Annotated in this window: 26 protein-coding genes, 1 pseudogene and 1 riboswitch; of the genes and pseudogenes, 21 read left to right on the forward strand and 6 right to left on the reverse strand. The window is 72.4% G+C overall.

Annotated elements, in window-relative coordinates:
• Positions 1-53 precede the first annotated feature (53 nt).
• Positions 54-243, forward strand: a riboswitch (cobalamin riboswitch).
• 248 nt (positions 244-491) lie between these two features.
• From AB0H93_RS02130 to AB0H93_RS02165, 8 genes and pseudogenes are all read left to right on the forward strand, one after another.
• On the forward strand, positions 492-1,286 hold the full coding sequence (locus AB0H93_RS02130) for a hypothetical protein (RefSeq protein ID WP_358565986.1): 795 nt from the start codon (positions 492-494) through the stop codon (positions 1,284-1,286).
• 50 nt (positions 1,287-1,336) lie between these two features.
• Positions 1,337-1,576, forward strand: a pseudogene (locus tag AB0H93_RS02135) (pyridoxal-phosphate dependent enzyme); the annotation flags it as partial.
• A gap of 17 nt (positions 1,577-1,593) precedes the next feature.
• Positions 1,594-2,853: an MFS transporter gene (locus AB0H93_RS02140; RefSeq protein ID WP_358565989.1), complete on the forward strand. Its 1,260-nt coding sequence runs from the start codon at positions 1,594-1,596 to the stop codon at positions 2,851-2,853.
• A 48-nt stretch (positions 2,854-2,901) separates the two neighbouring features.
• Positions 2,902-4,446, forward strand: a complete 1,545-nt coding sequence (locus tag AB0H93_RS02145) for an ABC transporter substrate-binding protein (RefSeq protein ID WP_358565992.1) — start codon at positions 2,902-2,904, stop codon at positions 4,444-4,446.
• Positions 4,446-5,393 (forward strand): ABC transporter permease, encoded by a 948-nt coding sequence (locus AB0H93_RS02150; RefSeq protein ID WP_358565995.1) that lies wholly within the window; start codon positions 4,446-4,448, stop codon positions 5,391-5,393. Before AB0H93_RS02145 ends, AB0H93_RS02150 begins: the two co-directional genes overlap by 1 nt.
• The gene (locus AB0H93_RS02155) at positions 5,390-6,187 is read left to right on the forward strand and encodes an ABC transporter permease subunit (protein WP_358565998.1); all 798 of its coding nucleotides are present in this window, start codon (positions 5,390-5,392) and stop codon (positions 6,185-6,187) included. Before AB0H93_RS02150 ends, AB0H93_RS02155 begins: the two co-directional genes overlap by 4 nt.
• Positions 6,184-7,755 (forward strand): ATP-binding cassette domain-containing protein, encoded by a 1,572-nt coding sequence (locus AB0H93_RS02160; RefSeq protein ID WP_358566001.1) that lies wholly within the window; start codon positions 6,184-6,186, stop codon positions 7,753-7,755. Before AB0H93_RS02155 ends, AB0H93_RS02160 begins: the two co-directional genes overlap by 4 nt.
• 59 nt (positions 7,756-7,814) lie before the next feature.
• Entirely contained in the window at positions 7,815-8,564 is a 750-nt protein-coding gene (locus AB0H93_RS02165) for a class I SAM-dependent methyltransferase (protein ID WP_358566004.1), read from the forward strand.
• A gap of 78 nt (positions 8,565-8,642) precedes the next feature.
• On the opposite strand, the gene AB0H93_RS02170 is transcribed toward AB0H93_RS02165, so the two are convergent.
• Complete coding sequence (locus AB0H93_RS02170) at positions 8,643-10,133, reverse strand: UDP-N-acetylmuramoyl-L-alanyl-D-glutamate--2,6-diaminopimelate ligase (protein WP_358566007.1); 1,491 nt, start codon at positions 10,131-10,133, stop codon at positions 8,643-8,645.
• Positions 10,134-10,348: 215 nt separating this feature from the next.
• Here AB0H93_RS02170 and AB0H93_RS02175 point away from each other — a divergent pair, with 215 nt between their 5' ends.
• The 4 genes from AB0H93_RS02175 to AB0H93_RS02190 all read left to right on the forward strand — a co-directional run bounded on the left by AB0H93_RS02175 (position 10,349) and on the right by AB0H93_RS02190 (position 14,320).
• On the forward strand, positions 10,349-10,558 hold the full coding sequence (locus AB0H93_RS02175) for a heavy-metal-associated domain-containing protein (protein ID WP_358566010.1): 210 nt from the start codon (positions 10,349-10,351) through the stop codon (positions 10,556-10,558).
• A 49-nt stretch (positions 10,559-10,607) separates the two neighbouring features.
• A complete protein-coding gene (locus AB0H93_RS02180; protein ID WP_358566883.1) occupies positions 10,608-11,570 on the forward strand; it encodes a hypothetical protein in 963 nt (320 codons plus the stop codon).
• 14 nt (positions 11,571-11,584) lie between these two features.
• A complete protein-coding gene (locus AB0H93_RS02185) occupies positions 11,585-13,891 on the forward strand; it encodes a heavy metal translocating P-type ATPase (protein ID WP_358566013.1) in 2,307 nt (768 codons plus the stop codon).
• 228 nt (positions 13,892-14,119) lie between these two features.
• Positions 14,120-14,320, forward strand: a complete 201-nt coding sequence (locus tag AB0H93_RS02190; RefSeq protein WP_358566016.1) for a hypothetical protein — start codon at positions 14,120-14,122, stop codon at positions 14,318-14,320.
• On the opposite strand, the gene AB0H93_RS02195 is transcribed toward AB0H93_RS02190, so the two are convergent.
• Together AB0H93_RS02195 and AB0H93_RS02200 are read right to left on the reverse strand one after the other, a co-directional pair.
• Positions 14,321-15,133, reverse strand: a complete 813-nt coding sequence (locus AB0H93_RS02195; RefSeq protein ID WP_358566019.1) for a GNAT family N-acetyltransferase — start codon at positions 15,131-15,133, stop codon at positions 14,321-14,323.
• Positions 15,134-15,244: 111 nt separating this feature from the next.
• Positions 15,245-16,570, reverse strand: a complete 1,326-nt coding sequence (locus AB0H93_RS02200) for a citrate:proton symporter (RefSeq protein WP_358566022.1) — start codon at positions 16,568-16,570, stop codon at positions 15,245-15,247.
• Between the two features lie 163 nt (positions 16,571-16,733).
• On the opposite strand from AB0H93_RS02200, the gene AB0H93_RS02205 reads away from it, so the two are divergent.
• Positions 16,734-18,332 carry a sensor histidine kinase gene (locus tag AB0H93_RS02205; protein WP_358566025.1) on the forward strand — a complete coding sequence of 533 codons (1,599 nt, stop codon included), beginning with the start codon at positions 16,734-16,736 and terminating at the stop codon, positions 18,330-18,332.
• Complete coding sequence (locus AB0H93_RS02210) at positions 18,329-18,997, forward strand: response regulator (protein WP_358566028.1); 669 nt, start codon at positions 18,329-18,331, stop codon at positions 18,995-18,997. Before AB0H93_RS02205 ends, AB0H93_RS02210 begins: the two co-directional genes overlap by 4 nt.
• Before the next feature lie 223 nt (positions 18,998-19,220).
• Here AB0H93_RS02210 and AB0H93_RS02215 read toward each other — a convergent pair whose 3' ends face one another.
• Both AB0H93_RS02215 and AB0H93_RS02220 read right to left on the reverse strand, forming a co-directional pair.
• Positions 19,221-19,823: a SagB/ThcOx family dehydrogenase gene (locus AB0H93_RS02215; protein WP_358566886.1), complete on the reverse strand. Its 603-nt coding sequence runs from the start codon at positions 19,821-19,823 to the stop codon at positions 19,221-19,223.
• A 22-nt stretch (positions 19,824-19,845) separates the two neighbouring features.
• The gene (locus AB0H93_RS02220) at positions 19,846-20,265 is read right to left on the reverse strand and encodes a CAP domain-containing protein (RefSeq protein WP_358566031.1); all 420 of its coding nucleotides are present in this window, start codon (positions 20,263-20,265) and stop codon (positions 19,846-19,848) included.
• A 248-nt stretch (positions 20,266-20,513) separates the two neighbouring features.
• On the opposite strand from AB0H93_RS02220, the gene AB0H93_RS02225 reads away from it, so the two are divergent.
• The 5 genes from AB0H93_RS02225 to AB0H93_RS02245 all read left to right on the forward strand — a co-directional run bounded on the left by AB0H93_RS02225 (position 20,514) and on the right by AB0H93_RS02245 (position 24,219).
• Positions 20,514-21,407, forward strand: a complete 894-nt coding sequence (locus AB0H93_RS02225) for an ABC transporter ATP-binding protein (RefSeq protein ID WP_358566034.1) — start codon at positions 20,514-20,516, stop codon at positions 21,405-21,407.
• Positions 21,404-22,141, forward strand: a complete 738-nt coding sequence (locus AB0H93_RS02230; RefSeq protein ID WP_358566037.1) for an ABC transporter permease — start codon at positions 21,404-21,406, stop codon at positions 22,139-22,141. Before AB0H93_RS02225 ends, AB0H93_RS02230 begins: the two co-directional genes overlap by 4 nt.
• Positions 22,138-23,214 carry a sensor histidine kinase gene (locus tag AB0H93_RS02235; RefSeq protein WP_358566040.1) on the forward strand — a complete coding sequence of 359 codons (1,077 nt, stop codon included), beginning with the start codon at positions 22,138-22,140 and terminating at the stop codon, positions 23,212-23,214. Before AB0H93_RS02230 ends, AB0H93_RS02235 begins: the two co-directional genes overlap by 4 nt.
• Positions 23,215-23,826, forward strand: coding sequence for a response regulator transcription factor (locus AB0H93_RS02240; protein WP_358566043.1), 612 nt, complete (start codon positions 23,215-23,217; stop codon positions 23,824-23,826).
• Positions 23,827-24,036: 210 nt separating this feature from the next.
• Positions 24,037-24,219: a hypothetical protein gene (locus AB0H93_RS02245; protein WP_358566045.1), complete on the forward strand. Its 183-nt coding sequence runs from the start codon at positions 24,037-24,039 to the stop codon at positions 24,217-24,219.
• On the opposite strand, the gene AB0H93_RS02250 is transcribed toward AB0H93_RS02245, so the two are convergent.
• Positions 24,209-25,072: a LysR family transcriptional regulator gene (locus tag AB0H93_RS02250; protein ID WP_358566047.1), complete on the reverse strand. Its 864-nt coding sequence runs from the start codon at positions 25,070-25,072 to the stop codon at positions 24,209-24,211. The genes AB0H93_RS02245 and AB0H93_RS02250 overlap by 11 nt on opposite strands.
• A 173-nt stretch (positions 25,073-25,245) precedes the next feature.
• On the opposite strand from AB0H93_RS02250, the gene AB0H93_RS02255 reads away from it, so the two are divergent.
• Together AB0H93_RS02255 and AB0H93_RS02260 are read left to right on the forward strand one after the other, a co-directional pair.
• Positions 25,246-25,458, forward strand: coding sequence for a ferredoxin (locus AB0H93_RS02255; RefSeq protein WP_358312962.1), 213 nt, complete (start codon positions 25,246-25,248; stop codon positions 25,456-25,458).
• On the forward strand, positions 25,448-26,842 hold the full coding sequence (locus AB0H93_RS02260; RefSeq protein WP_358566050.1) for an FAD-dependent oxidoreductase: 1,395 nt from the start codon (positions 25,448-25,450) through the stop codon (positions 26,840-26,842). Before AB0H93_RS02255 ends, AB0H93_RS02260 begins: the two co-directional genes overlap by 11 nt.
• Position 26,843: the final 1 nt, after the last annotated feature.

Genomic DNA, 26,843 nt, shown 5'->3' on the forward strand with positions numbered 1-26,843 from the left:
ATTCGCCCCCGGCACCGAGGTGATCTTGCCTGGCGCGTCTTGACACCCGGCCCGTCGGGTGCAAGCGTCAGCGTCGATGTTCATGCGACGGCGAGCAGGAAGCCGGTGTGAATCCGGCACGGTCCCGCCACTGTGAATGGGGAGCTACCGCCACCGATGCCACTGCCGCACCTAGCGGTGGGAAGGCGCGCGGGTAGCGATGATCCACGAGTCAGGAGACTGACGCCGTCGTACCGATTCGTACGGGGTCGCGGAGCCCCGGAGGAGGTACTGAAGGTGCAGCACCGCACCGCGCGCGTCGTCGCCACCCGCCCCTGCCACCGCACCCGGCCCGACCGGGCCCGATCCCGCAAGGCATTCCGGACCAGCAGGTAGGAAGCACGAACTACGCCCCGTTCGTCCGCTGACACCTGCGTGGAGACACCTTGCTTCCCCCTGGCAACTCCGCGTGCCCCGCAACGCATGCGGCGCTGCGTTCGCAGATCGAACGCGTGCGCGCTGCGGACCCGGCCCACCCCGACGAGGCACGCGTGGACAACGCGACCGCCTCCGTCGCATTCATGACCGTCCAAAGTGCACACCACGCCGGAAGGTCCGCCGGCTACCGCAATTCCGTGCTCAGCGTGCGGGTCGGCAGCGCGGTCGGCTCGTGCGCCGTGGAGCCCGGCGAGCTCGACTCCCTGGCGATGCACGACCTGGTGGGCAGCGCCGTCGCCGACCTGCTGGCGCATCCCGAACCCGCCGTCCGGGTCGCCGTGCTCGACGCCTACCTGGCGTCGCTGACTCCGCACGACGAACACCCGCGATCCCGCACGGTGCACGTCCCGCCGGGCACGTCGCTGTCGAAGTCGATGACCCGCGCACGCGCCGTGGCCGGGCTCGTTCCGCCGGCCGGCGGGCGCGTCGCGGTGATCGGCGTCGTGAACTCCCTGCTCGCCGCCCTTCGCGAGCGCGGTCTTCGCCCGGTTCCCTGCGATCTGAAGGGCGGGCGCACCGAGTGGGGCGAGCCGATCGTCCGGGACCACCGGGAGGCGATCGCCGGATCGCAGGCCGTGCTGGCCTCCGGAATGGTGCTCGGCAACGGCACGTTCGACGAGATCGCGGGGCTGTGCCGCGAACGCGGGCTGCCGCTGGTGATGTTCGCGCAGACCGGGAGCGCGGTGCTCCGCGAGATGGTCGGCACCGAGGTGCACGCGCTGTCCGCGGAGCCGTACCCGTTCTTCTGGCTGACCGGCGGCCACACCGAGATCCACCTGCACACCGCCGACCCGGGCGAGCTGCCGTGACCGCCACCTGGACGTCCTGGACCGACGGCGGCCCGACGTGCCGTTCCGCGCTGGAACTCATCGGCAACACCCCGGTGCTGCGCATCGGGACGCCGCTCGCCCATCCCCACCCCGGTTTCTGGGCGAAGCTCGAAGGATTCGCCCCGGGCGGCATGAAGGCCCGGGCCGCCCTGTCCCTGATCCAGAGCGCCCGGCGGCGCGGCGAGCTGCGGCCCGGCGCCGCGATCGTCGAGTCGAGCAGCGGAACGCTCGCGATCGGCCTGGCCTGCGTCGGTTCCGGATGCCCGGTGTGCGAGGAGGGGGTGCGATGACCCGGGACGGATTCCGGCGGCTGTCGCCCGCCGCGCGGCTGCTGGTGGTCAACCAGTTCGGCATCAACGTCGGCTTCTACATGCTGCTGCCGTTCCTCGCCGCCCACATGGCCGGCCTCGGGTACGGCGCGGCGGTGATCGGGCTGGTCCTCGGCATCCGAAACCTCAGCCAGCAGGGCATGTTCCTGGCCGGCGGGACCGCCTCGGACCGGCTCGGGTGCCGGCCGATGATCATCGCCGGGTCCGCGTTGCGGGTGGCCTCCTTCGGGCTCTTCGGCGTGTTCACGTCGTTGCCCGGGCTGGTCGCCGCCGCCGTGCTCACCGGCCTGGCCGGCGCCCTGTTCAACCCCGCCGTGCGCACCTACCTCATGCACGAGGCCAGCGATCGGCGCGCGGAGGCCTTCGCGGTGTTCAACGTCTTCGCGCACGCCGGAACTCTCGTCGGGCCGTTGCTGGGCGCCGCGTTGCTCGCCGTCGACTTCCGGCTGATCGCGCTGGTGGCGTGCATCGCCTTCGCGGTGCTGACGGTCACCCAGATCATCGTGCTGCCGCGACAGGAACGCAGCCCGCAGCAGCGCAGCGTTCTCGGGAGCTGGCGCGAGGTCTTCGCCAACCGGCGCTTCCTGCTGTTCACCCTGGCGCTGTCGGCGTACTTCGGGCTCTACAACCAGCTCTACCTGATGCTGCCGCTGGAGGCGCAGCGGGTTTCCGGGCTCACCGAGGCCGTGGCCGCCGTGTTCGTCGTGTCGACCGTGGTCGGCATCGCGTTGCAGGTCCGGATCACGCAGTGGTGCCGGAGGCGGTGGAGCGCGGGACGGGCGGTGTCGATCGGGCTGGCGTGCATGGGCGCGTCCTTCCTGCCAGTGCTGCTGAGCAGCCCGCTGCTCGACGCGCCCGCGGCGGGCGAGCCGGACTGGGGCGCGATCGCGCTCGCGTGCGTTCCGGTGCTGCTGACGACCGTCGTGTTCACGATCGGCATGGCGATCACCAATCCGTTCGCGATGGAACTGCTGCCGATCGTCGGCAGCGAGCGGCTGGCGGGCACCTACTACGGCTTCTACTACCTGGTGTCGAGCCTCGTCGCGGCGGCGGTGAGCTGGGTCGTCGGCGCGCTGGTGGACATCTCCGGCGAGGCGCCGATCCGGTGGTTGCCGTGGCTGGCCCTGCTCGGGGTGGGGCTGCTCGGCGGGGCCGGTGCCGCGCTGCTGGAACGACGAGGACTGCTCAGCCGGGCGGACGATGCGGCGCGGAGTTGAGGGAGATTTCAGCATGGTCTTGCGGTGTCAGCCTTCTAGGAACTGCGAATGTCCACTGAGGAAGGAGGCGCGAAGGTGACCGGCGTCAGTCGACGGAAGCTGTTCAAGGGGGCGTTGGGGGCGCTCGCGGTCGCGTCGCTGACCGCTTGCGGTGGCGCGGGCGGCTCGAACGGACGGCTGCGGGTGGCGTTCCCGACGTCGGGCGCGAAGGAATCGCTCGACCCGCACACCAGCTCGCTGTTCGTCGACCAGGCGAGGGCGAAAGCACTGTTCGACACGCTGGTCGGCTACGCCGACGACATGAGCGTCGTGCCGCGCCTGGCCGAATCGTGGGAACCGGACGCGACCGGGACGCGGTGGCTGATCCGGTTGCGCAGCGCCCGGTTCCACGACAACAGGCCGGTCACCGCCGACGACGTCCTCTACAGCTACCGCCGCGTCGCCGACCCCGCCACCGCATCGCCGGCGCGGTGGCAGTTCGCCACCGTCGACTTCAGCGCCAGCCGCGCGCGCTCGGCCGGCGAGCTGGAACTCGTGCTGCGGGCCCCGAACTTCGAGTTCCCCTCGGCGTGGGGCGCGCCCGCGACCGAGATCGTGCCCGCCGGGACCACGGACTTCGCCGCGCCGGTCGGCTCCGGCCCGTTCCGGTTCGCCTCGTTCCAGCCCGGCCGGCCCGCGGTGTTCGCCCGGTTCGACGGCTACTGGGAAGGCGCCCCGAAGCCCACCGAGCTGGAGTTCGTTCCCATCAACGACGAAAGCGCCCGCGTCGCCGCGCTGATGTCGGGCCAGGTGCACTACGCACACGACATCAGCGCGAACTCCGCGAGCCTGCTGCAGAACGACGGCCGCGCGGAGGTGCTCGCCGCGCCCGGCGGCACCATGCAGGCCGTCGCGCTCAAGGTCGATCGCGCGCCGTTCAACGATCTCCGACTGGTGCGGGCGGTCGCGTCCGGTGTGGACCGCCGCGCGCTGCTCGACGTCGCGCTCAGCGGGCGCGGCCAGATCGGCAACGACCTGTTCGGCAAGGGCCTGAAGTACTACCCGCAGGACCTGCCGCAGCGCGAACGGGATCTCGGGCCGGCCCGCTCGCTGGTGCGGGAGGCCGGGGCGGAGGGGCTGGAGTTCGAGCTGCTCACCAGCGCCGCCGACCCGTACTTCGAGTCGGCGGCGACGCTGCTCGGCGAGCAGCTGGGCGAGATCGGGCTGCGCGCCACCCTGCGGGTCGGGCCGTCGGAGACGTACTTCTCCGACATCAAGACCGCCGGCGTCGCCGCGCACACCAGGACCGCTCCCCTGCCGTTGACGACCTTCATGGCTCAGCGCATGCGCGGCGACGCGGGCAGCAACAACTACACCGGATACCGGTCGCCGGAGTTCGACGCGCTGTTCACGCGGGCGATGAGCACACCGGACGAGGCCGAGCGGACGCGGCTGCTCGCCGACGCCCAACGCGTGGCCCGGGACAACAGCGGCCTGCTGGTGTGGGGGTTCAGCGACTGGAACGTCGCCACCGCCGGTGCGCTCTCCGGGGTCCGGGCCGCCCCGCCCAACTCCCTGGACTGGGCGCGGTTCGACCGGGCGTCGCTGGGTTGATGGCGGGATTCCTGGTGCGGCGGCTGGTGACCGCCGCGCTGCAACTCGCGGCGGTGGCGGTCACCGCGTTCGCCCTGACGTCGATCCTGCCCGGCGATGCCGCCGTCGTCGTCCTGGGCGAGCACGCCACCGACGAGCAGGTCGCCGTGCTCCGCGAGCAGCTGGGGCTGGACCGGCCGCTCTGGGAGCGCTTCGCCGACTGGCTTTCCGCTGTGCTGCAAGGCGATCTGGGCACGTCGTTGCTGACCGGTGCCGCCGTCTCCGACGAGATCGCACGGGGATTCACCACGACGGCGCTGCTGGCCCTGCTCGCGCTCGCGGTGGTGATCCCGCTGGCGCTGGCGGTCGGCATCGGCACCGGTTTGCGCCCGGGTTCGCTGCTCGACCGCGGGCTCAACGGCGCGGTCGTCATGCTCAACTCGATCCCGGAGTTCGCGCTCGCCCTCCTGCTGATCGCCCTGTTCGCCCTCCAGCTCGGGTGGCTCCCGGCCACCGCGGCCGGCGCGTCGGGCTGGGCGCTCGCCGCGCAACCGGCGGTGCTCGTCCTGCCGGTCGGCGTCCTGGTGAGCAAGCAGTTGTGCGCCCTGGCGCGCCAGGTCCGCATCGGGGTCGTGGAGGCCGACTGCGCCGAGTACGCCATGCACGTGCGGCTGCACGGCCTGTCCGAACGCACCGTCGTCCTCCGGCACGTGCTGCCCAATGCCCTCGGCCCCGCGGTGCAGCAGCTCGCCCGGGCCGTCGACGGGCTGCTCGGCGGCGTGGTGGTCGTCGAGGCCGTTTTCGCCCTGCCGGGAATGGGTTCCGGGTTCGTCGGCGCGGCCATGGCCCGCGACCTGCCCGCCGTCCAGGGGTACGCGCTGGTGTTCGCGGCGACCACGATCGCGCTCAACCTGTTCGCCGACGTCGTGGTCCGGCGGCTCGTCCCGCAACGGGAGGTGGTCGCGTGAGACCGCGCCTGCCCGTCGTCTTCGGATCGGTGCTGTTCGGCGTTCCGGTGCTCGTCGCGCTGCTCGGGCCGCTGCTGGCCGGTCCGGTGCGCTCCGCCGCCGGCCCGTTGCGGCCACCCAGTCCCGACTTCCCGCTGGGAACCGATGTTCTGGGCCGGGACGTGCTCGCGCTGGGGCTCAGCGGCGGCGCCTCGATCGTCGCGCTCACCGGGCTGTCACTGGTGCTGGCGTACCTGCTAGGCGTTCCGCTGGCGCTGCTCGCCGCCGGGCGCCGCAGCCGCTGGGCCGACGGTTTCCTGCTGCGCGCGCTGGACTTCCTGCTCGCGCTGCCGGGCCTGCTCGTGCTCCTGCTGCTGGCCGCCGCCGGGTGGCGCAGCGTGGCGACCTTGATCGTGGCCATCGCCGTGCTGCAACTGCCCGCCGTGGTCCGCATCGTCCGCAGCGCCGCGTTGGCTCCTGGCTGCCGGGCGGCGGTCGAGGCGATGACGATGCAGGGCGAGCCCTGGTGGCGGATCCACCTCGGCTACCTCGGGCGCGCCGTGCTGGGGCCGGTGCTCGTCGACGCCGGAAGCCGGTTGAGCCTCGTGCTCTACCTGCTGGCCTCGGCGAACTTCCTGGGGCTCGGCCTGGCGCCGTCCGCGAGCGACTGGGCGGTGCTGGTGGAACGCAACAAGGAGGCGCTCTTCCTCCAGCCGTTCGCCGTCCTGGTCCCGGCGTTGTTGCTGGTGTCGCTGTGCATGGGCACCAACCTGCTGGTCGATCAGGCGCTGCTGCGCCGGAACGAGGTCCGATGAGCACACCGATCCTCCGAGTTCGGGGACTGCAGGCGTTCTCCGGCGAACACCGGCTGCTGACCGGCATCGACCTCGACGTCCGGCCCGGCGAGATCACCGTCGTGATCGGCGAATCCGGCGCCGGGAAGACGACCCTGGGGCTGGCGTTGCAGGGCGAGCACCACCCCGGGGTCGCGCTGGCCGGGCGGGTCGAGCTGCGCGGGTCCGACCTGCTCGCGCTGCCCACCGCACGGCGCCGGTCGACCCGCGCGACCGTGATCGGGTACCTGCCGCAGCATCCCGCCGGCGTGCTCAACCCGGTGCGCAGGATCGGCGGCGTGCTGGACGAGCTGGCCGCCGTTCGGCACGGCACGCGCGAGGCGCGCACGACGGCGGTCGCCGAGGCGCTCGAAGCCGCACAGCTGGATCCGGTCCGGTTCCTCCGCCACTACCCGCACCAGCTCTCCGGCGGGCAGCAGCAGCGGGTCGCCCTGGCCCAGGCGCTCATCGGCCGGCCCGAGGTCCTCGTCCTGGACGAACCGGCCACCGGGCTGGACGCCATCACCAAGTCCGAGACCGTCGCCGCGCTGACCCGGCTCACGGACCGCGGCACGGCCGCCGTGCTGCTCACCCACGACCTCACGCTCGCCCGGCGGCTCGCCGACGAGATCGTCGTCCTGCTGGACGGGCGGATCGTCGAGCGGGGCCCGGCGAGCCGGCTGCCGCAGGAACCGGCCCACGCCTACACCCGGACTCTGCTCGCGGCTGAACCCCGCCTGCCGGACGCGTCCCGGGTTCCGCGCGCAGCGGATCCGGCGTCCGGGCTGCACGCGCGCGGGCTCGGGAAGACGGCGAACGGCAAGCGGTTGCTCGACGACGTGGACCTGCACGTGCCGTCCGGCCGGTGCGTCGCGATCGTCGGGCGCTCCGGAGCGGGCAAGACCACCCTCGCCCGCTGCCTCGCCGGGTTGACCCGCCCGGACAGCGGTCAGGTGCTGTTGGACGGCGTCCCGCTGGCCGCCGACATCCGGCGCCGCGTCCGGCGGCAACGGACGCAGGTGCAGTACGTCCACCAGAACGCCCGGGCGTCCTTCGACGAGTTCCGGCCCGTCGCCGCCCAGATCGCCAGGACCGCGCAGTTCGCCCGCGGCCTCAGCAGCGAGCAGGCCCGGGCCGAGGCTGCGGACGTGCTCGCCACGCTCGGGCTCACCTCGTCGCAGGCCGCGCGGCGGCCCGATGCCCTCTCCGGCGGGCAGTTGCAGCGGGCGGCGCTGGCTCGGGCGCTGCTCGCCCGGCCTGCGGCGTTGATCTGCGACGAGATCACCTCGGGCCAGGACCTGATCAACCAGGCGGAGCTGCTCGACCTGCTCGCCGAAGCCGCCCGCACCACCGCGGTCGGGTTGGTGCTGATCAGCCACGACCTGCCCGCGATCGCGGGCATCGCCGACGAGATCCACGTGCTCGAAGCGGGCCACTGCGTCGAGCACGCCGCCACCCACGAGCTGCTCACCCGGCCGCGAACCGCGATCGCGCGCGACCTCGTGGCCAGCGCGAACTGCGGCGCGGCCGCGACGGGCCGGGGAGCCTGACGGCCGTTGTTGCAAACCATTCGCAACTACACTCGTGACTGACCAGAAGGGTGGTACCGATGGGCAACGACCTGCGAGCGGCGATCGATGCGGTCCGCGACAACTGGGACCGCCGGGCCCCGGCGTACGACCGCTTCTACCAGGACTACGCGCAGGACAAGCGCGATGCGTGGCGCGCGACCTGCGAGAAGGCCCTGGTCGAGCTGCTCGGCCGGCGCGACGGGCCGCTCGAAGTGCTCGACGTCGGCACCGGCACCGGGTTCCTCTCCACTCTGCTGGCCGAACTCGGGCACAACGTCACCGCGATCGACGCCTCCAGCACGATGCTCGACTACGCCCGCGCCGAAGCGCGGCGGCGGGGTGTCGCGGTGCGGACCGCCGCCTGCGGCGCCCACGACGTCGCGGCGCTGGACGCCGAGTTCGACCTCGTGACGTCGCGTTACGTCCTGTGGACGCTGCCCGATCCGGTCGCCGCGCTGCGGGCCTGGCGCGGGGTCGTCAAACCCGGCGGCGGCCTGCTGCTCGCCGACGGGGTCTGGCACACCTGGCGCCACGACCTCCGCCGGCTCGTCGCATCGCTGCGGCCCGGCGGCGACCACCGCTTCCCCTGGCTGCTCCTGCGCGACTACGCGCAGATCGGCCACGCGACGCCGCACTGGGCGGGCCTGACGGCGGAGCGCGCGCGGGCCCTGCTCGCCGCGGGCGGATTCCAGTGCGGCACGCGCCACGACCGACTACTCCCCGGATATGCGCGCCCGGTCAGCGCGGACTTCTTCCTCCTCGGCGCCCGGCCGGCGCAGCTGCCCTGACGCCGGGCGCTCGCGATCAGTGGTGGTACTCGTGCGCGACCGCCGATGCGAGGGAAAGGCCGTGGCGGCCTCCTGCACCTAGGCGCCGTGGCGGCTCACGCGCGGAACCCGGCCGGCGAGCGCTGCTTCGGCGACTGCGACGTCGTTGAAGGGGAAGCGGATTCCGCCGACCGTCTGGTAGCGCTCATGGCCCCGGCCGGCGATGAGCACGACATCACCGGGCTCGGCCCGCTCGACGGCCGCGGTGATCGCCCGCCTGCGATCCTCCTGCACCAGCACCTCCGCGCCGCCGCAGCCGATCGTGCCGGTGAGCATCTGGGCGATGATCTCCCCCGGCCGCTCGTCGTAGGGGTCGTCGGCGGTGAAGATCGCGGTGTCGGCGGCCAGCGCGATGCGCCCCATCTCCGGGCGGTTGAACCGGTCCCGGTTGCCCGCGCTGCCCACCACCAGGTGGACGCGCCCGGCCGGATTCGCCCGGCGCGCGGTGGCGATCAGCTGGGCCAGCGCGGACGGCGTGTGGGCGAAGTCGACCACCACCTGGAACGGCTGGCCGGCGTCCACGCGCTGGTACCGGCCGGGCGGCGGCGCCGCGCCCAGGCCGGCCGCCGCGTCCCCCCGGGACACCCCCATCAGGCGGGCCGCCGCGTAGGCGGCGACCAGGTTCGCGGCCTGTCCCCCGCAGGCGGGCGTGGTCAGCTCGACCTCGTCGCGCCCGTCCCGCACGAGGACCCGCATCCCGCCGGGCGTCGAGGTCGCCGCGTCGACCCGCACGTCCGCCAGGCGGGCGCGACCCACGGTCACCGTCGGCACCCGCGCCTGGGCCGCCAGCCGTCGCCCCCACGAGTCGTCGATGTTGATCACCGCCCGGCGGCAGGCGTCCGGCGTGAACAGCGCCGCCTTCGCCGCGTAGTACTGCTCCGTGGTGCCGTGGTAGTCGAGGTGCTCCGGGCTGAGGTTCGTGAACACCGCGACCTCGGCCGTGACCGGGTCGATGCGGTGCTGGTCGACGGCGTGCGAGGACACCTCCATCGCCGCCGCCTGGACTCCCGCAGCGCGCATCCGGCACAGGGTCCGCTGGAGCTCGGCGGCGTCCGGGGTGGTCAGGGCCGCCGGGTTGCGCGCCCCGGGGATCCGGGCCTCCACCGTGGACACCAGGCCGGTGCGGTACCCGGCGGCGGCGAGCGCCGCCTCGATCAGGTGCACCGTGGTGGTCTTGCCGTTCGTGCCGGTCACGGCGGCGACCGCCAGCGCGTCCGCCGGATGCCCGTGCACCGCAGCGGCCACCGGCCCCACCGCCGGCCGCACGGCCGGAACCCGCACCTGTGGCACCGGCACGTCGACGAACCGCCGCACCAGCAGCGCGCCGGCTCCCGCCGCCACCGCCTCGTCCGCGAAGTCATGCCCGTCCACGTGCGCTCCGGGCACTGCGCAGAACAGCGCGCCCCGCCTCACCCACCTGCTGTCCTCGGTGACGTCCAGGACGTCGGCGTCGCCGCGCAGCTCGGCCTCGGGAAGGTCCTGAGTGGCCTTCGCGAGGCTGATTCCCCCGTGCCGACAACCGCATTCCATTCCGCGTCACCGTGAACTTCCCGAGTCGGCGCAAGCCGTCCGCGCATCCGGTCTGCAGTGTCGACCCGGCGCCGCCCGCCCGCGAATCGCTGTGACCACGGGAGGAACGGAAGTGACGCGTGGTACGACCCGCGCGTTGACTACAGTACCCCCCTAGGGTATAAATGACGCGTCGGCGACGAGCCGGCGAAAACCCAGCAGAAGGGGACGGCGACGTGATCGAGACCAACTACACCGTGACCGGCATGACCTGCGACCACTGCGTGCGGTCGGTGACCGAGGAGATCACCAAGATCGGCTCGGTCTCGGACGTCCGCGTCGACCTGCCGACCGGCGCCGTGACCGTGCGCAGCGGCGAACCGGTGAACGACGCGGACGTGCGCGAAGCGGTCGAGGAAGCCGGATACGAACTGGCCGCCAGCTGAGGCGCCGAACGGATCCGCCGCCGCGCGGATCCAGCACGAAAGGGTCGTGATGAACACAGCAGCGAAGCTCGTCGCCTACGGTGCGGTGGTCGCGCTCGGCTTCGGCGGGGCGTGGATCACCGGAACCGCTGTCGGCCCGCTCACGCCCGGCACCACGCAAGCGCACGCCGGACACCCCGGCGATGGGAACGCCGGGGAAGCGGGCAACCACAGCGGCACCGTCGCGGGAGCCACGCAGGACCAGATTCCAGCCGGACTGACGTCGACCAGGGGCGGCTACACCCTCGCGCCCACCACGACGTTGCTCGCGCCGGAGACCACCGACGAGTTCTCCTTCCGCATCACCGGCGCCGACGGACTACCGGTCACCCGGTTCGACGTCGAGCACGACAAGCGGATGCACCTGATCGTCGTCCGCCGGGACACCGCCGGATACCAGCACCTCCACCCCGAGATGTCCCCGGACGGGACCTGGCACGTGCCGATGCGCCTGCCCGGCGCCGGAACCTACCGGGTGTTCGCCGACTTCACACCTAGCGGCGGCGAGGGGCAGACGCTGGGCGTCGACGTGTCCGCGCCGGGCGCCTTCTCCCCCATCACCACCGCCCCGTCCCGGCTCGCCGAGGTCGACGGCTACCAGGTCCGCCTCGACGGCGAACTGGTCGCCGGCCAGTCCTCGCCGGTCACGCTGACGGTGAGCAAGGATGGGATGCCGGTCACCGACCTGCAGCCCTACCTGGCGGCCTACGGCCACCTCGTGGCGCTGCGCACCGGTGACCTCGCCTACCTGCACGTGCATCCGACCGGCTCGCCCGGCGACGGACGCACCCCGGCCGGGCCGGGCATCGCGTTCCAGGCCGAGGTGCCCTCCGGCGGCACCTACCGGCTGTTCTTGGACTTCCAGCACGGCGGTACGGTCCGCACCGCGGAATTCACAGTCAACGCGCAGGAACCGGCGGACGGGCAGCACGACCCCGCCCCCACCGGGGACGGCCACGGCGGTCACGGGTGAACGGGAGAACTCCGATGAGCACTGAGACAAGTCCCACCGCCGAGATCGAACTGGCCATCGGCGGCATGACGTGCGCCTCCTGCGCCGCCCGGATCGAACGGCGGCTCGGCAAGCTCGACGGCGTCACCGCGACGGTCAACTACGCCACCGAGAAGGCCAAGATCAGCTACCCCGAGGGGCTCGACCCGAAGCAGCTGGTCGAGCAGGTCGAGGCCGCCGGCTACTCCGCCGAGCTGCCGCTGCCGCCCCACGTGTCCGAAGTGGACGAGACCGAGCCCGAGGACCCGACGAAGTCCCTGCGGGACCGGCTGATCACCTCGGCCGTGCTGTCGGTTCCGGTGATCGCGCTGGCGATGGCGCCGGCCCTGCAGTTCACCTACTGGCAGTGGATCTCGCTCACCCTCGCCGCGCCCGTCGTGGTGTGGGGCGCGTGGCCGTTCCACAAGGCCGCGTGGACGAACCTGCGCCACGGTGCGGCCACCATGGACACGCTGATCTCCATGGGCACGCTGGCCGCGTTCCTGTGGTCGCTCTACGCCCTGCTGTTCGGCACGGCCGGTGTCCCCGGCATGACCCACCCGTTCGAGCTGACCATCCAGCGCATGAGCGGCGACGGCAACATCTACCTCGAGGTCGCCGCCGGGGTCACGACGTTCATCCTCGCCGGGCGCTACTTCGAGGCCCGCTCCAAGCGCCGGGCCGGTGCCGCGCTGCGGGCGCTGCTGGAACTCGGCGCCAAGGACGTCGCGGTGCTGCGCGGCGACCGCGAGGTCCGCATCCCGACCGATCAGCTCGCCGTGGGCGACCGGTTCGTCGTCCGGCCCGGCGAGAAGATCGCCACCGACGGTGTGATCGAGGAGGGCAGCTCGGCGGTCGACGCGAGCATGCTCACCGGCGAGTCCGTGCCCGTGGAGGTCGGTGCCGGCGACACCGTCGTGGGCGCCACCGTCAACGCCGGCGGCCGGCTGGTCGTCCGCGCCACCCGCGTCGGCTCCGACACCCAGCTGGCCCAGATGGCCAAGCTCGTCGAGGACGCGCAGAACGGCAAGGCCGCCGTGCAGCGGCTGGCGGACCGGATCTCCGCGGTGTTCGTCCCCATCGTCATCGCGCTGGCGATCGTGACCCTCGGGTTCTGGCTCGGCACCGGTGCCGGTGCCGCGGCGGCCTTCACCGCCGCCGTCGCGGTGCTGATCATCGCCTGCCCGTGCGCCCTGGGCCTGGCCACCCCGACCGCGCTACTGGTCGGCACCGGGCGCGGCGCGCAGATGGGCATCCTCATCAAGGGCCCGGAAGTCCTGGAATCGACCCGGCGCATCGACACCATCGTGCTGGACAAGACCGGCACCGTCACCAGTGGACAGATGTCGCTCGTCGCGGTGCACGCGGCCGCCGGGATCGACGAGGACGCGGTGCTGCGGCTGGCCGGTGCGGCGGAGAACGCGTCGGAGCACCCGATCGCCAAGGCGATCGCCCGGGGCGCGACCGAGCGCGTGGGCGAGCTGACCGCCGTCGAGGAGTTCAGCAACGTCGAGGGTCTGGGCGTGCAGGCAGTCATCGACGGGCACGCAGTGCTCGTCGGGCGGCCGGCGCTGCTGGAGCAGTGGAGCCAGCCGCTGACCGCGGAGCTGGCCGCGGCGCAGGCCGACGCCGAACGGCAGGGCCGCACCGCCGTCGCCGTGGCGTGGGACGGTGCCGCCCGGGCGGTGCTGGAGGTCGCCGACACCGTCAAGCCGACGTCCGCCGAGGCCATCGCCGGACTGCGCAAGCTCGGGTTGAAGCCGGTGCTGCTCACCGGCGACAACGAGACCGTGGCGCGCACCGTCGCGGCCGAGGTGGGCATCGACGAGGTGATCGCCGAGGTCCTGCCGCAGGACAAGGTCGACGTGGTCAAGCGGCTGCAGGCGGAGGGCCGCGTGGTGGCCATGGCCGGTGACGGCGTCAACGACGCCGCCGCGCTCGCCCAAGCCGACCTCGGCCTGGCCATGGGCACCGGCACGGACGTCGCCATCGAGGCCAGCGACCTGACCCTGGTGCGCGGCGACCTCCGCGCCGCGGTGGACGCCATCCGGCTCTCCCGCCGCACGCTCGGCACGATCAAGGGCAACCTGTTCTGGGCCTTCGCCTACAACGTCGCGGCCCTGCCGCTGGCCGCGACCGGGCTGCTCAACCCGATGATCGCCGGGGCGGCGATGGCGTTCAGCTCGGTGTTCGTGGTCGGCAACAGCCTGCGGCTGCGCCGCTTCCGCAGCACCATCACCGAGGAACCGCTGCCCGGTGCGACCGAGCGCGAAGCGGTTCCGGCGGCTGCCCTCCGCGGCTGACCGCGAGCGGGCACACCGATGAGCGGTTCCGGTCCGGCCGGAACCGCTCATCCGCTTTCCGATCCCACAAGCCGGGCAGGCGAAGCGAACGGCCTGTTCACCTCGCCTACCGGGACAAACGGTCCGTTCACTTCACGTGGCGGGAACTCCCCTACCGCACGTGGACGATCGCGGACCCCGATCCGCGACTGTCCGATGCTCCGGTTCTCATCCCAGGAAGGACGATCGATGCGCACCCTCATCCGTCTACAACGGACTTTCCAGCGCGGACAGCTGCACGGGAACCTGGCCGCCGCCGTGCACCTCTGCTGCCACCGGCTCGTGCCCGCCGCCAGGGCCGGGCTCCGGCGGCGCGGAACGTTCGGCGAAGTGGCCGTCGAAGTCACCGCCACCGCGCTGGCGGCCTGCCGGCGCACGTCGCGGAAGTGATCAGCCGGTGATGGCGTGCTCGGTGTACTGCCCGCAGGAGCGGAACCCGAGTCGGCGGTAGACGGGCTCGCCGTCCGCCGACGCCTGCAGGACCGCGATGCGGTGGCCTGCGGCGCGGGCCGCGTGGAGCGTCGCCAGCGTCATGGCCCCGCCGTAGCCGCGCCGCCGGTGGTCGGCCAGCGTGCAGATGTTGTAGATCCCGGCGACTCCCGCGTGGCAGAACACCTCGGCCGAGCAGACCGGCCGGCCCGCCACGTAGCCGACCAGGTAGCGGGCCGGGCAATCGGCGGCCAGCGCCTGCGGGGCCGCCAGGGCGAAGAAGCGGCGCACCGCGTCGGCGGGCGGATCCCAGTTCGCGGCGAGCACCGTCGCGTAGTCGGCGAGCTGCTCGGGCGTGGTCACCGGACGGATCTCCAGCCGCTCCGCACGCGGCTGCGGCAGGGAATCGCCGAGTTCCGCCCACATCGCCGTCTCGCGCTCGGCGGCCGGCAGACCGGCATCCGCCAGGAGGGAGCTCAGGTCCGCAGGCTCGGAGGCCGGGCCCACCCACCAGGAGAACGGACGGCCGGTTGCGGCCAGCGCGCGGATCGTCTCGGCGATCCGGGCCGGCGCGGCGTCCGGGGCGAAGCGGGCCGCCGCAACGATGTTGAAGGTGTCGTCGCCGAGCCCGCTGTCGGCGACGACGAGGTCGCCGGTTTCCACCACGGTCGCGCCGCCCAAGCGCCGGTGCAGGTGGCACGCGTGCTCGGCCAGGTTCTGGTCCATCCGGTCCGGCAGGTCGCCCTCGGGAGCCGGATTCGTCGTCGGTCGCACGAGGCTTGATCCCACCACGCGCACGGCCCGCGGCGCACGTCGATTTCGAGCGCGGCACCGGCCGCGGGCCTCCCCGGTGAGGCCCGCGGCCGGTCGATTTCCCTTGCGGGGTCAGTGGATCGCGATCAGCCCGAGGCCGAAGCCGGCGGTGATGACGACGGCGCAGACCACGAGCGCCCACTTGATCGCGAAGCGGTGGTGGTCGCCCAGGTCCACCTTCGCCAGTCCGATGAGGACGTACATCGCGGGCACCAGCGGGCTGAGCATGTGGATCGGCTGGCCGAGCAGGGAGGCGCGGGCGATCTCCATCGCGCCGATGCCGTGCTGGGCGCCCGCCTCCGCCAGGATCGGCATGACGCCGAAGTAGAAGGCGTCGTTGCTCATGAAGAACGTGAACGGCACGCTCAGCACCGCGACGATGATGCTGAAGAACGGGAACAGCGCGTCCGGCATCGCGGTCAGCAGGTAGTGCGCCATCTGCTCGATCATCCCGGTGCCCGAGAGCACGCCGGTGAACACCGCCGCCGCGAACACCATCGCGACCACCGCGACCACGCTGTCCGCGTGCGAGGCGATGCGGGCGCGCTGCTGCTCCAGCCGCGGGTAGTTGACGATCAGCGCGAGCCCGCAGCCGATCATGAACAGCACCGCGATCGGCAGGACTCCGATGATGAGCGCGGTGAGCAGCGCGATCGTCAGCGCGGCGTTGAACCAGAACAGCTTCGGGCGCAGCGACTCGCGGTCGGGGGCGAGGACGTCGAAGTCCGCCGAGCCCCCGTGGTAGGTGTCGGGCCCGCCCGCCCCGACGAGCACGGGCGCGGCGGTGCGCAGCCGGGCGCGCTCGCGCAGGCCGATGGCGTAGGCGATGACGAACACGGTGGCCAGCCCGGCGACCAGCGCGGGGATCATCGGGACGAACAGCTCCTGCGGGTCCAGCTTCAGCGCGCTGGCCGCCCGCGCCGCCGGGCCGCCCCAGGGCACGACGTTGAGGACCGCGTTGGTCATGCAGGCCAGGCCGGTCATCAGCACCGGGCTGACGCCCAGCTTGCGGTAGATCGGCAGCAGCGCCGAGACCGTGATCATGAACGTGGTCGTGCCGTCGCCGTCCAGCGACACCACCGCCACCAGGGCGACCGTGCCCATGATCAGCCGCAGCGGGTCGTTGCGGGTCAGCCGGACCACCGCGCGGGCGATCGGGTCGAACAGCCCGGCGTCGATCATGATGCCGAAGTAGAGGATCGCGAACAGCAGCATGGCGGCCGTCGGGGCGACCGACTTGATGCCGTCGGTGATCATGTCGCCGAGGTCCGGCGCGAAGCCGCCGAGCACCGCGAACGCCGCCGGAACCACGATCAGCGACACCATCGGGGAGAGCCGTTTGCTCATCACCAGATAGAGGAAAACGGTAACCATGCACAAGCCGAGCAGCGCGATCAACGCTCCTCCTCCCCGCGGACCGACGGTGGTCCTCGTTACAACGGCGTTTCGTTCTGCGGAACCGTAGGTGACCCCGTTCACCTTGGGGAGGGTTGTCGACGTTGTCCGCCTATCCCGCGTTCGCCGCGTTTTGCGCGTTTTGCTCGCCGGGTACAGTCGAGGGATGTCACGCCGCCCGATGCGGTTCGCGCGGCAGGCCCTGGCCCTCCAGATCTGCTTGATCGCCCTGGTCACCGCGATCGGTTTCGTCCTCGTCGCCTCCCTGCTCGACCGCAACCTCGTCGACCAGTACGGCGAGCGCGCCCTCGCCGTCGCCCGCTCGGTGGCCGCCGACAACGACCTGGGCGGCGCGGTCGCGCGTCGCGACCTGCCGCAGGTGCGCGATCAGGCCGAGCGGGCCCGCGCCGCCACCGGCGCGCTGTTCGTCGTCATCACCGATCGCAACGGCATCCGGCTGGCCCACCCGGACGCCGCCAAGATCGGCGAGCCGGTCAGCACCGACCCGAGCTGGGTGCTCACCGGCCACGAGGTCGTCGACGTGCAGCGGGGCACGCTGGGCCTCTCCGCGCGGGGCAAGGTCCCGCTGCGCACCCCGGACGGCGCGATCGTCGGGCAGGTGAGCGTCGGCTTCGACGCCGAGGACATCAGCGACGCGTTCCTGCACCTGATCGGGAACACCGCGGCGTTCACCGGCGGGGCGCTGCTGGTCGGCGTGGCCGGGGCGGCGTGGCTCACCCGCATGCTCAAGCGGCGCACCCTAGGGCTGGAGCCGCAGGAGCTCGCTGGGTTGGTGCGCCAGCGCGAAGCGGTGCTCTTCGGCATCCGCGAGGGCGTGCTCGCCGTCGACGCCGACGGCCGCGTCTCGGTGCGCAACCGCGAGGCCGAACGGCTGCTGGACACGCCCATCGAGGTCGGCACCCCGGCCGCGGAGCTGGCCATCCCCCAGCGGCTCCGGGACGTGCTCGCCGAACGCCGGCCCGCCGACGACCTGATCACCGTGACCGGCGACCGGATGCTGGTGGTCAACCACCGCCCCGTGGTCCGCGGCGGCACCGAGCTCGGCAGCGTGCTGACCCTCCGCGACCAGACCGATCTCGCGGCGCTCAGCCGGGAACTGGAGTCGGTGCGCAGCATGACCGACACGCTGCGCGCCCAGCGGCACGAGTTCACCAACCGGCTGCACACCCTCTCCGGGCTGCTCCAGACCGGGCGGCACCAGGAAGCGGTCGAGTACGTGCAGGCGCTTTCCTCCGGGTCGGTCGCCCGGCTCGGTCCGGCGACCGAAGCGGTGCGCGATCCCTACCTGGTGGCGTTCCTGTCCGCAAAGAAGGCGGTCGCGGCGGAACGCGGCGTCGAGCTGGAGCTCGGCGAGACGAGCTGGGTGCCGTCGGCGGTGGTCGCCCCGGTCGAGGTCATGACCGTCGTCGGGAACCTGGTCGACAACGCGATCGACGCGGCACGGCTGGGATCGGCCCGCCCGGCCCGCGTCGAAGTGGACCTGCTCGCCGACGGCACGACGCTGCACCTGTCCGTTGTGGACACCGGCGACGGCGTGCCGGAACCGTTGCGGGAGAAGATCTTCACCGAGGGCGTGTCGACGAAGGGCGAGGACGGCAACGGGCTGGGGCTCGCGCTGTGCTGGCAGGCGGCGCGCAGCCTCGGCGGCGACGTGCGGCTGGCCGATGCCGGCGAGGCGCATGGGACGGTGTTCGTCGCGGTGCTGCCGAATGTTCTCGAAACCACTCAGGAGGTGACGGTGTGATCGGGGTCGTCGTGGTGGAGGACGATTTCCGGGTCGCGCAGGTGCACGCGGAGTTCACCGAGCGGGTGTCCGGATTCCGCGTCCTGGGCACCGCGCACACCGCGGCGCAGGCGCGGGAGCTGATCGACACGCACAGCCCGGACCTCGTGCTGCTGGACAACTACCTGCCCGACTGCGCCGGGGTATCGCTGCTCGCCGAGCTCGACGTCGACACGATCATGCTCACCGCGGCGACCGATCCCGCCACCGTCCGCGCCGCGTTCGCAGCGGGCGCGCTGAACTACCTCATCAAGCCGTTCACCGCGGAACAACTCGCCGACCGGCTCACGGCCTACGCCCGCTACCACTCGCGGCTGCCGGTGACCGGCGGCGCGGTCGACCAGGAGGAGATCGACCGGGCGGTGCGGCTGCTGCACGAGGGCGACCGGCCCGCGGCGCCGAAGGGCCAGTCCACCCTGACATCGCAGCTCGTGATCGACGCGCTGCGCAACGGCGGCGGCGCCCGCTCCGCGGCGGAGATCGCCGAAGAGCTGGGCATCGCCCGCGCCACCGCGCAGCGCTACCTGGCGGCGCTGGCGCAGGACGGCAGGGCCGTCATGACGCTGCGGTACGGCGCCAGCGGCCGGCCCGAGCACCAGTACGAGCCGATCGCCGCGACCCGCTAACCCACACGTCCTATGTAGACGATCTGTCGGCCGCCTGATCACCGGTGCCGCACCGACGGCACTGCTGTTCGGCCGCACCGCGAAGAAGAGCACGGCCACCTGGCGCGACGAGGCCATGACCCTTCCGGGTTAGACCTGCCGCAATTTCCATTGAAATCGAAGGTCCAATTTCCATTGAAATTGCGGAACTCCGCGCGGGTCGCTTCGGGGCGGCCGCGTGGGACTACTGGGCGCGCGGGTGCCCCATGGCCAGCAGGGCCAGCGGTTCGTGGTCTTCCGGGCAGTGCCGGCGCAGCGCGTCGTCGTCGAAGCCGGCCACCAGCACCGCGCCGATGCCGTCCGCAGCGGCCTGCAGGGCCATGTTCTGCGCCGCGGCACCGGCTTCGAGGTGCACGTAGCCGACACCGCGCGTTCCCGGCGGCTGGTCGGCGAACCTGGCCCGGGCCGCCGACGTGTCACCGCTGATCAGGACGAGCGCGGCGCAGGACGACAGCCAAGGCTGGTCGCCGATGCCCGCGTCGCCGATCTGGGCGCGCAGATCGCCCCGCACCAGCGGGACCAGCCGGTGCGCGCCCGGTTCGTACCGGTAGCTCCCGGCGGGCACGTCCGCGACGTCGCCCGCCACGAGCGTCAATCCCAGGAAGAACGATCCGCCCGCAGACGGGGCCGTCCGCAGTCCCGGGCCGCTGACGCCTTGCCCGGCCCAGAGCAACCGGCTCACCGCCAGTGCGGACAGGGGCGCGCCGGAGTACTCCCGGGTGCTCCGGCGCAGCCGGAGCACTTCGTCGAACGAGGGCGTGGTCGGTCCGTCCGGCGGCGGCAACATCACCGGACGAGCGTATCGGTGCTCAGCTCCCGAAGTCCTGGGTCCAGTAGTCGCCGTTGGTGTCGAAGCCGACGCCGATCGTCTTGTTGGAGCAGTTCAGGATGTTCGCCTTGTGCCCGTCGGACTTCATCCAGCCGGCCATGACCTCGGCGGCGTCCTGGTAGCCCTGGGCGATGTTCTCCGCGCCCGGCGACGGGTGGCCGGCCTTCGAGATGCGCTGCGTGAAGGTCACACCGTCGGGGGTGGTGTGATCGAGGTAGGTGCGCTTGGCCATGTCGGCGCTGTGCTCCTGGGCCGCCTTGGTGAGCCGGGAGTCCACCTTGACGGCGCCGCAGCCGACACCGGCCCGTTCCTTGTTGACCAGGGCGACGACCTGGTCCTCCACCGAGGTGGCCGCACCCGCCATGGGGGCGAAGGCGGCGGCGGCACCGGTGCCGATCATCAGAGCAGTCAGGGTGATTACGGAGCGTCGCAGATTCGGGGGTTTCATGCCGTCGCAAGCTACCCCATTTGGATGAGATCAAACCGTTATATGTGGATACGCTCACTCTCCGTGACAGCATGGAGTAATCGGCCGAGCACTGAGCGACTCGCCCCAGGCCGGAAGCGGCACACCTGACTTTTGTCACCCCTGGCCGGTGACGCCCGCTCACTACCCGGAACACCGCGGCGAGCCGAACATCATCGGTCATGGAGAACGTGTTGGAGGTCCGCGCGGTGCGCCACCGGTACGGCGGCACTCGCGCCCTGGACGGGGTCGACCTGGACGTCGGTGCCGGGGAGTGCGTGGCGCTGCTCGGGCCGAACGGTGCCGGGAAGACGACCCTGGTGAACCTGGTGACCGGCCTGCTCCACCCGCAGGACGGCGGCCGGATCTGGGTCGGCGGCGGCGATCCGCGGATCGCCGCGACCCGGCGACGCCTCGGCGTCGTGCAGCAGTCGCTCGGGTTCCCGAACACGCTGAAGGTCGGCGAGCTGGTCACCGGTGCCGCCGTGCGCGGCGGTTTCCCCCGCGCCGCGGCGGGCCCGGTGATGGCCGAGCTGGACCTGACCGGGCTGGCCGGGCGCCGGGCGGCCAAGCTCTCCGGCGGGCAGCGGCAGCGGCTGCAGCTGGCCATGGCGCTGGTGACCGAGCCGGCGTTGCTCGTGCTCGACGAGCCGACCACCGGCCTCGACGTGCCGGCGCGGAGGCGGTTCTGGCAGGTGCTGGCCGAGCGCCGCGCGCGCGGCACCGGGGTGCTGGTGACCACGCACCTGATCGAGGAGTCCGGCGCCGTCGCCGACCGCGTGGTGGTGCTGGACCGCGGCCGCATCGTGGCCGCCGGGCGGCCCGAGGAGCTGATGTCCCGGCTGCCCAACCGCACGGTCACCGCGAGGACCGCGCTCGACCAAGCCCGGCTGCGCGAACTGCCCGAGGTCGTGTCGATCAGCCGCGACGGCGACCGCGTTCGCCTGGGCACCCGCAGCCCGGAGGCGCTGCTGCGCGTGCTCCTGGCCGAAGATCCGCAACTGACCGATCTCCGCGTCGAGGGCGCGGGCCTGGAGGAAGCCGTGGTCGGCCTGACCGGACGGAGCGCCGCATGAACGCCAGGATCTTCGGCGTCGAGGTCGCGGACGAGCTGCGGGCCATCTTCCGGGAGCCCACCGCGCTGTTCTTCTCCATCGTGATGCCGGTCGGGTTCTTCACCCTGTTCGTCTCGCTGTACGGGAGGATCCCGGCCGGCCCGGTCCCGGTCGGGACCGGCATGCTGGCGACCTTCGGGACCTTCGCCGTGCTGTCGGTGTCGTTGACCAACCCCGGGATCACCGTCGCGGGAGACCGCGAGCGCGGGTGGCTGCGGGCGAAGCGGGTGTCCGCCGTCCCGATCGGCGTGACGCTGGCCGCGAAGCTGGTCGCGGTGCTGCCCTACTCGGCCGGGGTCCTGCTCGCCATGGCCGCCACCGCCGCCCTCACCGGCTCGCTGAACGTCTCGGTCGTCGAGCTGTTGCGCGTCGTCGCCGTGCTGATCCTCGGCGCGCTGCCGTTCGCGCTGCTGGGCCTCGCGGTGGGTTTCCAGGCCGGACCGAACGCCACCGCGGCGATCCTCAACGCGATCCTGCTCCCGTCGGCAGTGCTCTCCGGCCTGTGGATGCCGCTGGAGATCCTGCCCGCGTTCTTCGGTCACATCGCGCAATTCCTGCCTACCTACCACCTGGCGCAGCTGGCGCTCGCCCAGCTGGCCGGCGAGGGCGCCGCGCTGCATGTGCTCGTCCTGCTCGGCGCGACCGCGGTGACCGCGGCGCTCGCCGCGATGTCGTACCGTCATGCCCGATCATGAGAAGCTGCGCACGCCTCGCCCGCTGGATCAACCTCGTCTACCTGGCGAACCTGCTCTGGGGCCCGGCCTTGGACCCGCGATCGACCTGGGTGGACTGGGCGCTGGCGTTCGCCGTGATGGCCGTGGTCGCGCCGATGTACCTGCTGGCGTGGCACCGCCCGGCCCGCGCGCGCTGGTGGTGCACCGTGCCGACCGCTGTGCTCGGCGCGGCCATGACGCCGGTCAACTCCGGCGCCGCGGTGCTGTTCGTCTACGCCGCGGCGTTCGCGGGCGTCTCCGAATCGCGGCGGACCGCGCTGCGCTGGTTCGTCGGCCTGTCGGTGCTGGTCAGCCTGTTCTCCGTGGTCTCCACCGTGCCGATGCCCTGGCGGCTCTACGGCCTCATCCCGTCGCTGGTGCTCCTGTGGGCCATCGGGACGATGCAGATCAACTGGGTCGAGCGGGACCGCGCCGCGGCGGAACTGCGCAGCCAGAACGCGCGCGTCGAGCACCTGGCCACCCTGGCGGAGCGCGAGCGCATCGCGCGCGATCTGCACGACCTCCTCGGCCATTCGCTGACAGCGATCGTGGTGCGGGCGGCGCTCACCAATGAGCTCATCGGCCGCGATCCCGACCGGGCGCGCGGCGAAGCCGCCGAGATCGAAAGCACCGCCCGGGCGGCGCTCACCGAGATCCGCGACGCCGTCACGGGCTGGCGGCAGGCCAGCCTCGACTCCGAGCTGGAGGCGGCGCACCACGCGCTGTCGAGCCTCGGCGTCGACGTCTTCGTGCGGCGTGATGAGAAACTGGCGATCGTGGGTTCCACCGAGCACGAAATGGCGTTGGCGCTGCGCGAGGCGGTGACCAACGTCGTCCGGCACGCCGCCGCGACGACCTGCCACATCGGGCTGAAGGCCCAGGACGACGAGCTCCAGCTGGTGATCGCCGACGACGGCGTCGGCGGCGACGCTCCGGAGGGCAACGGCCTGTCCGGCATGCGCGAGCGGATCGCCGCGCTGGGCGGCCGGGTGCAGCGCACCGGTTCGGCGGGGACCACGCTCACCGTCGCGGTGCCGTTGCGGGTGGCGACCTAGATGGGCGCGGACATCCGGGTCGTGCTCGCGGAAGACCAGGGCATGGTCCTCGACGCGTTCGCCGCACTGCTGGACCTGCAGCCGGACGTCAGCGTGGTGGCGACGGCGGGCAACGGCGACGAAGCGCTCGCGGCCGTCGAGCGGCACCGGCCCGACATCCTGCTCACCGACATCGAAATGCCGGGGCGAACGGGACTCGAGGTGGCCGCGGAGCTCCAGCGGGCCGGCGATCCGGTGCGGGTCCTCATCGTCACGACCTTCGCCCGCAGCGGCTACCTGCGGCGCGCGATGGACAGCGGCGTCGCGGGATACGTGCTCAAGGACGCGCCGATCGCGGAACTGGTGGCGGCGCTGCGCCGCGTGCACGCCGGAGAACGCGTCGTGGCGCCGGAATTGGCGGTCGCGGCGTGGGATCACGCGGATCCGCTCACCGACCGGGAACGAGAACTCCTGCGCGAAGCCACCACCGGCGCGAGCAACGCCGAGCTGGCGCGCCGCCTGAGCCTCGCCGAGGGCACGGTCCGCAACTACCTGTCGACGGCGATGGCCAAGCTCGGCGCCCGCAACCGCATCGAGGCGGCCAACACCGCCCGCGAACGGGGCTGGCTCTAGCGCTCGTCCTGCGTGGTGGCAGTGCGGCGGTTTCGCGCGAAAACGCCATCCCGCCCCGCTCGACCACCAGGCGTCCCGGACGCTCTCGACGGCCCGGTCATCGATCGATTTCACAGCTGGATCGCAGCGAATAGAAGTGTTGGACGCGATGGGTCGCCGGCGGGAACACTTGATGCGGATTCGGTGGATTTCGGTTTCCTGGGAGGGAAAATGGACACGTCGTCCTCCGACGTGGCCCGGCTGCTGCGGATTTTCGCCGTGCGCGCCCTGGTTCTCGCGTTCATCGCCGGCATCACGGGCGGGACGACGCTGGCGATGGTCCTCGCGCTCGTCGGGCTGGGACTCCTCCTCGTCCCGGTGGAAACCGCGCGTCGGCATGGCGTCAGCCGGTGAGGTGGTCCAGCAGCGCCCGCGCCGCCGGGTTCGTCGGTTCCGGCAGCCGCCCGGCCAGGTAGATCGTCCTGGTGAAGTCGGTGCCTTCGATCCGGGCGAAGGGCAGCCCGGCCCGCTCGGCGACGGACTGCGGGACGATCGTGATGCCCAGTCCCGTCGCCACGAGCTCCATCAGCAGCGGAACGTTGGTGGCCTCGCAAACCGGGTTGTGCCGGAGCCCGGCGTCGGCGAACCGGCGGCGAACCATCGCCTGCATCACGCTCCCGCTGAAGTCCACGAACGGCTCGTCGTCGATCTCCGCCAGCCGGACCCGGCGCCGGTGTGCGAGCCGATGTCCCGGGTAGGTGACCAGGACGATGCGCTGCGTCCACTGCGCGAAGCTGATCAGCTCGCCCGGCAGCGGCCCATCGGCGGCCAGGTAGGCCAGGTCGAGCTCGCCGTCGGCGACGGCCGCCGAAAGTTCGGGCACGGCGCCGTCGCGGACGTGGATCCGGATCCCGGGATAGCGCGACTGGAACACACCGAGTTCGCGCGGCAGGTCGACGACCGTCAGCATCTGGATCATGCCGATGGAAACCCGGCCCCGAGAAAGGCCGACGACCGCGGACACCTCACCGCGCGCTGCGACCACGTCGGCGACGAGCCGGTGGGCGACCGGCAGCAGGGCGCGGCCCGCCTCGGTCAGCGCCACGCGGCGGGTGGTCCGCTCGAAAAGCGGTGCGCCCAGCTCGGTTTCGAGCTTGCGGACCGAAGCGCTCAGCGCCGACTGGACGATGTGGATCTCCCGCGCGGCGGCGGTGAAGCTGCCGCTGCGCACCACGGCGAGGAAGTGCTCGACCTGCCGGAATTCCATCCATCGATCATATCGCTGAATCCGCACCGAACCAGCACCGGAGCAGGTCGACCGCACCCGGGCCCGCGGGGAATGTGGTCATGCGGGGTGGTCGGCCCGCTGCCAGCATGAGGCGGGGCGCGGGCGTCTCGATGCGGCCGACGCGCCTTGCGACGTCGAGGGGGCGAGTCGGGATGAGGATTGTCGTCGACCTGAACCGCTGCCAGGCATTCGCGCAATGCGTGTTCCTGGCGCCGGGAGTTTTCTCGCTGCACGGCGAAGAGGCCCTGCTCTACCAACCGCGCGTCGACGAGGCGCACCGCGACGACGTGTTGCGCGCCGCCGCGGCCTGCCCGGTTCAGGCGATCCTGGTCGACCGCCGGGGAGCTGGCGGCGATGTCCGCTGAGAGCCAGTTGGCGGCGCTGCGCGAGGACGGCCGCATCGTGATCGTCGGCGCTTCGCTCGCCGGTCTGCGGGCGGCGGAGCAGCTGCGCGAGGAAGGCTTCGCGGGTTCGCTCACCTTGATCGGGGACGAGCCCCACGAGCCATACGACCGGCCGCCGCTTTCCAAGCAGGTGCTGCTCGGACGGTCGCTGCCGGAGGACACCGGTCTCCCCCGCCGCCGCGCGATCGACGCGCAGTGGCGGCTCGGCGTCGCCGCCACCGGGCTCGACCGGGACGGCCGCCGGGTCCTGCTGGCCGACGGCGGCGAGGTCGGGTTCGACCGTCTGCTGATCGCCACCGGCGGGCGCTCCCGTCCGTGGCCGCACGAGACCGAGGCCGCGCTCGACGGCGTGTGCGTGGTGCGCACCAGGGAGGACACCGCCGGGCTCGCGCGGCGGCTGGCCAGGCGGCCGAACCGGGTGCTGGTCATCGGCGCCGGCTTCACCGGCTCGGAGGTCGCCTCGGCGTGCCGGGAGCGGGGCCTGCAGGTCACCGTCGCCGAGCGCGGCGAAGCTCCGCTGGTGGGCGCGCTCGGTGGCGTGGTCGGCGACGTGGCCGCGCAGTTGCAGCGCGAGCACGGTGTCGACCTCCGCTGCGGGGTCATGGTGACCGCGTTGGAAGGCGATGCCGGTGGCCGCCTCAAGCGCGCTCACCTGTCCGACGGCACCGTGGTGGATGCGGAAGTGGCCGTGGTCGCGCTGGGCGCGGTGCGCAACACCGACTGGCTGGCGGGGTCGGGCCTGGCCGCCGGTCCCCGCGGCATCGCCTGCGACGCGGGCTGCCGGGCCTTCGACGTCCACGGCATCGTCACCGACGACGTGTTCGCCGCGGGCGACGTGGCGCGCACCCCGCATCCGCTGTTCGGATACCAGTTCCTCGCGCTGGAGCACTGGGGCAACGCCGTGGCGCAGGCCGAGATCGCCGCGCACAACATGATCAGCGCCGGTTCCCAGCGGCGCCCGCACCTCTGGATGCCGTCGTTCTGGTCGGCCCAGTTCGGGGTGAACATCAAGTCCGTCGGGGTGCCGTCGATGGCGGACGAGCTGATCGTGCAGCAGGGCGCGCTGGAGGCGCACTGCTTCGCCGCCGCCTACGGCTACCAGGGGCGCGTCATCGCCGCGGTCGGCTTCGACCACGGGAAGTGGATGGGCTTCTACAAGCGGCTGATCGAGCAGGCCGCGCCGTTCCCGCCGGACTTCCCCGGCGTGGACCAGCGCTCGGCCTCGCTGCGACCGGTGCCGGCCAGATTCCCGGATCCGACGCTGCCCACCCACAGCCCCACCGTCACCCTGACCGGTCACTCGCCCAGCGAACGGCGGGTCGTCTTCACACCGGCCCGCGCCTGAC

This window comes from Saccharopolyspora sp. NPDC050642, assembly GCF_040654735.1.
Lineage (GTDB): Bacteria > Actinomycetota > Actinomycetes > Mycobacteriales > Pseudonocardiaceae > Saccharopolyspora > Saccharopolyspora elongata.

Bases quoted from the DNA above. Each gene is read 5' to 3' on its own strand.
- AB0H93_RS02140 (WP_358565989.1), top strand. From the start codon at position 1,594: ATGACCCGGGACGGATTCCGGCGGCTGTCGCCCGCCGCGCGGCTGCTG.
- AB0H93_RS02145 (WP_358565992.1), top strand. From the start codon at position 2,902: ATGTCCACTGAGGAAGGAGGCGCGAAGGTGACCGGCGTCAGTCGACGG.
- AB0H93_RS02150 (WP_358565995.1), top strand. From the start codon at position 4,446: ATGGCGGGATTCCTGGTGCGGCGGCTGGTGACCGCCGCGCTGCAACTC.
- AB0H93_RS02160 (WP_358566001.1), top strand. From the start codon at position 6,184: ATGAGCACACCGATCCTCCGAGTTCGGGGACTGCAGGCGTTCTCCGGC.
- AB0H93_RS02165 (WP_358566004.1), top strand. From the start codon at position 7,815: ATGGGCAACGACCTGCGAGCGGCGATCGATGCGGTCCGCGACAACTGG.
- AB0H93_RS02170 (WP_358566007.1), bottom strand. From the start codon at position 10,133: ATGGAATGCGGTTGTCGGCACGGGGGAATCAGCCTCGCGAAGGCCACT.
- AB0H93_RS02180 (WP_358566883.1), top strand. From the start codon at position 10,608: ATGAACACAGCAGCGAAGCTCGTCGCCTACGGTGCGGTGGTCGCGCTC.
- AB0H93_RS02185 (WP_358566013.1), top strand. From the start codon at position 11,585: ATGAGCACTGAGACAAGTCCCACCGCCGAGATCGAACTGGCCATCGGC.
- AB0H93_RS02190 (WP_358566016.1), top strand. From the start codon at position 14,120: ATGCGCACCCTCATCCGTCTACAACGGACTTTCCAGCGCGGACAGCTG.
- AB0H93_RS02205 (WP_358566025.1), top strand. From the start codon at position 16,734: ATGTCACGCCGCCCGATGCGGTTCGCGCGGCAGGCCCTGGCCCTCCAG.
- AB0H93_RS02215 (WP_358566886.1), bottom strand. From the start codon at position 19,823: ATGTTGCCGCCGCCGGACGGACCGACCACGCCCTCGTTCGACGAAGTG.
- AB0H93_RS02220 (WP_358566031.1), bottom strand. From the start codon at position 20,265: ATGATCGGCACCGGTGCCGCCGCCGCCTTCGCCCCCATGGCGGGTGCG.
- AB0H93_RS02225 (WP_358566034.1), top strand. From the start codon at position 20,514: ATGGAGAACGTGTTGGAGGTCCGCGCGGTGCGCCACCGGTACGGCGGC.
- AB0H93_RS02230 (WP_358566037.1), top strand. From the start codon at position 21,404: ATGAACGCCAGGATCTTCGGCGTCGAGGTCGCGGACGAGCTGCGGGCC.
- AB0H93_RS02235 (WP_358566040.1), top strand. From the start codon at position 22,138: ATGAGAAGCTGCGCACGCCTCGCCCGCTGGATCAACCTCGTCTACCTG.
- AB0H93_RS02240 (WP_358566043.1), top strand. From the start codon at position 23,215: ATGGGCGCGGACATCCGGGTCGTGCTCGCGGAAGACCAGGGCATGGTC.
- AB0H93_RS02245 (WP_358566045.1), top strand. From the start codon at position 24,037: ATGGACACGTCGTCCTCCGACGTGGCCCGGCTGCTGCGGATTTTCGCC.
- AB0H93_RS02250 (WP_358566047.1), bottom strand. From the start codon at position 25,072: ATGGAATTCCGGCAGGTCGAGCACTTCCTCGCCGTGGTGCGCAGCGGC.
- AB0H93_RS02255 (WP_358312962.1), top strand. From the start codon at position 25,246: ATGAGGATTGTCGTCGACCTGAACCGCTGCCAGGCATTCGCGCAATGC.
- AB0H93_RS02260 (WP_358566050.1), top strand. From the start codon at position 25,448: ATGTCCGCTGAGAGCCAGTTGGCGGCGCTGCGCGAGGACGGCCGCATC.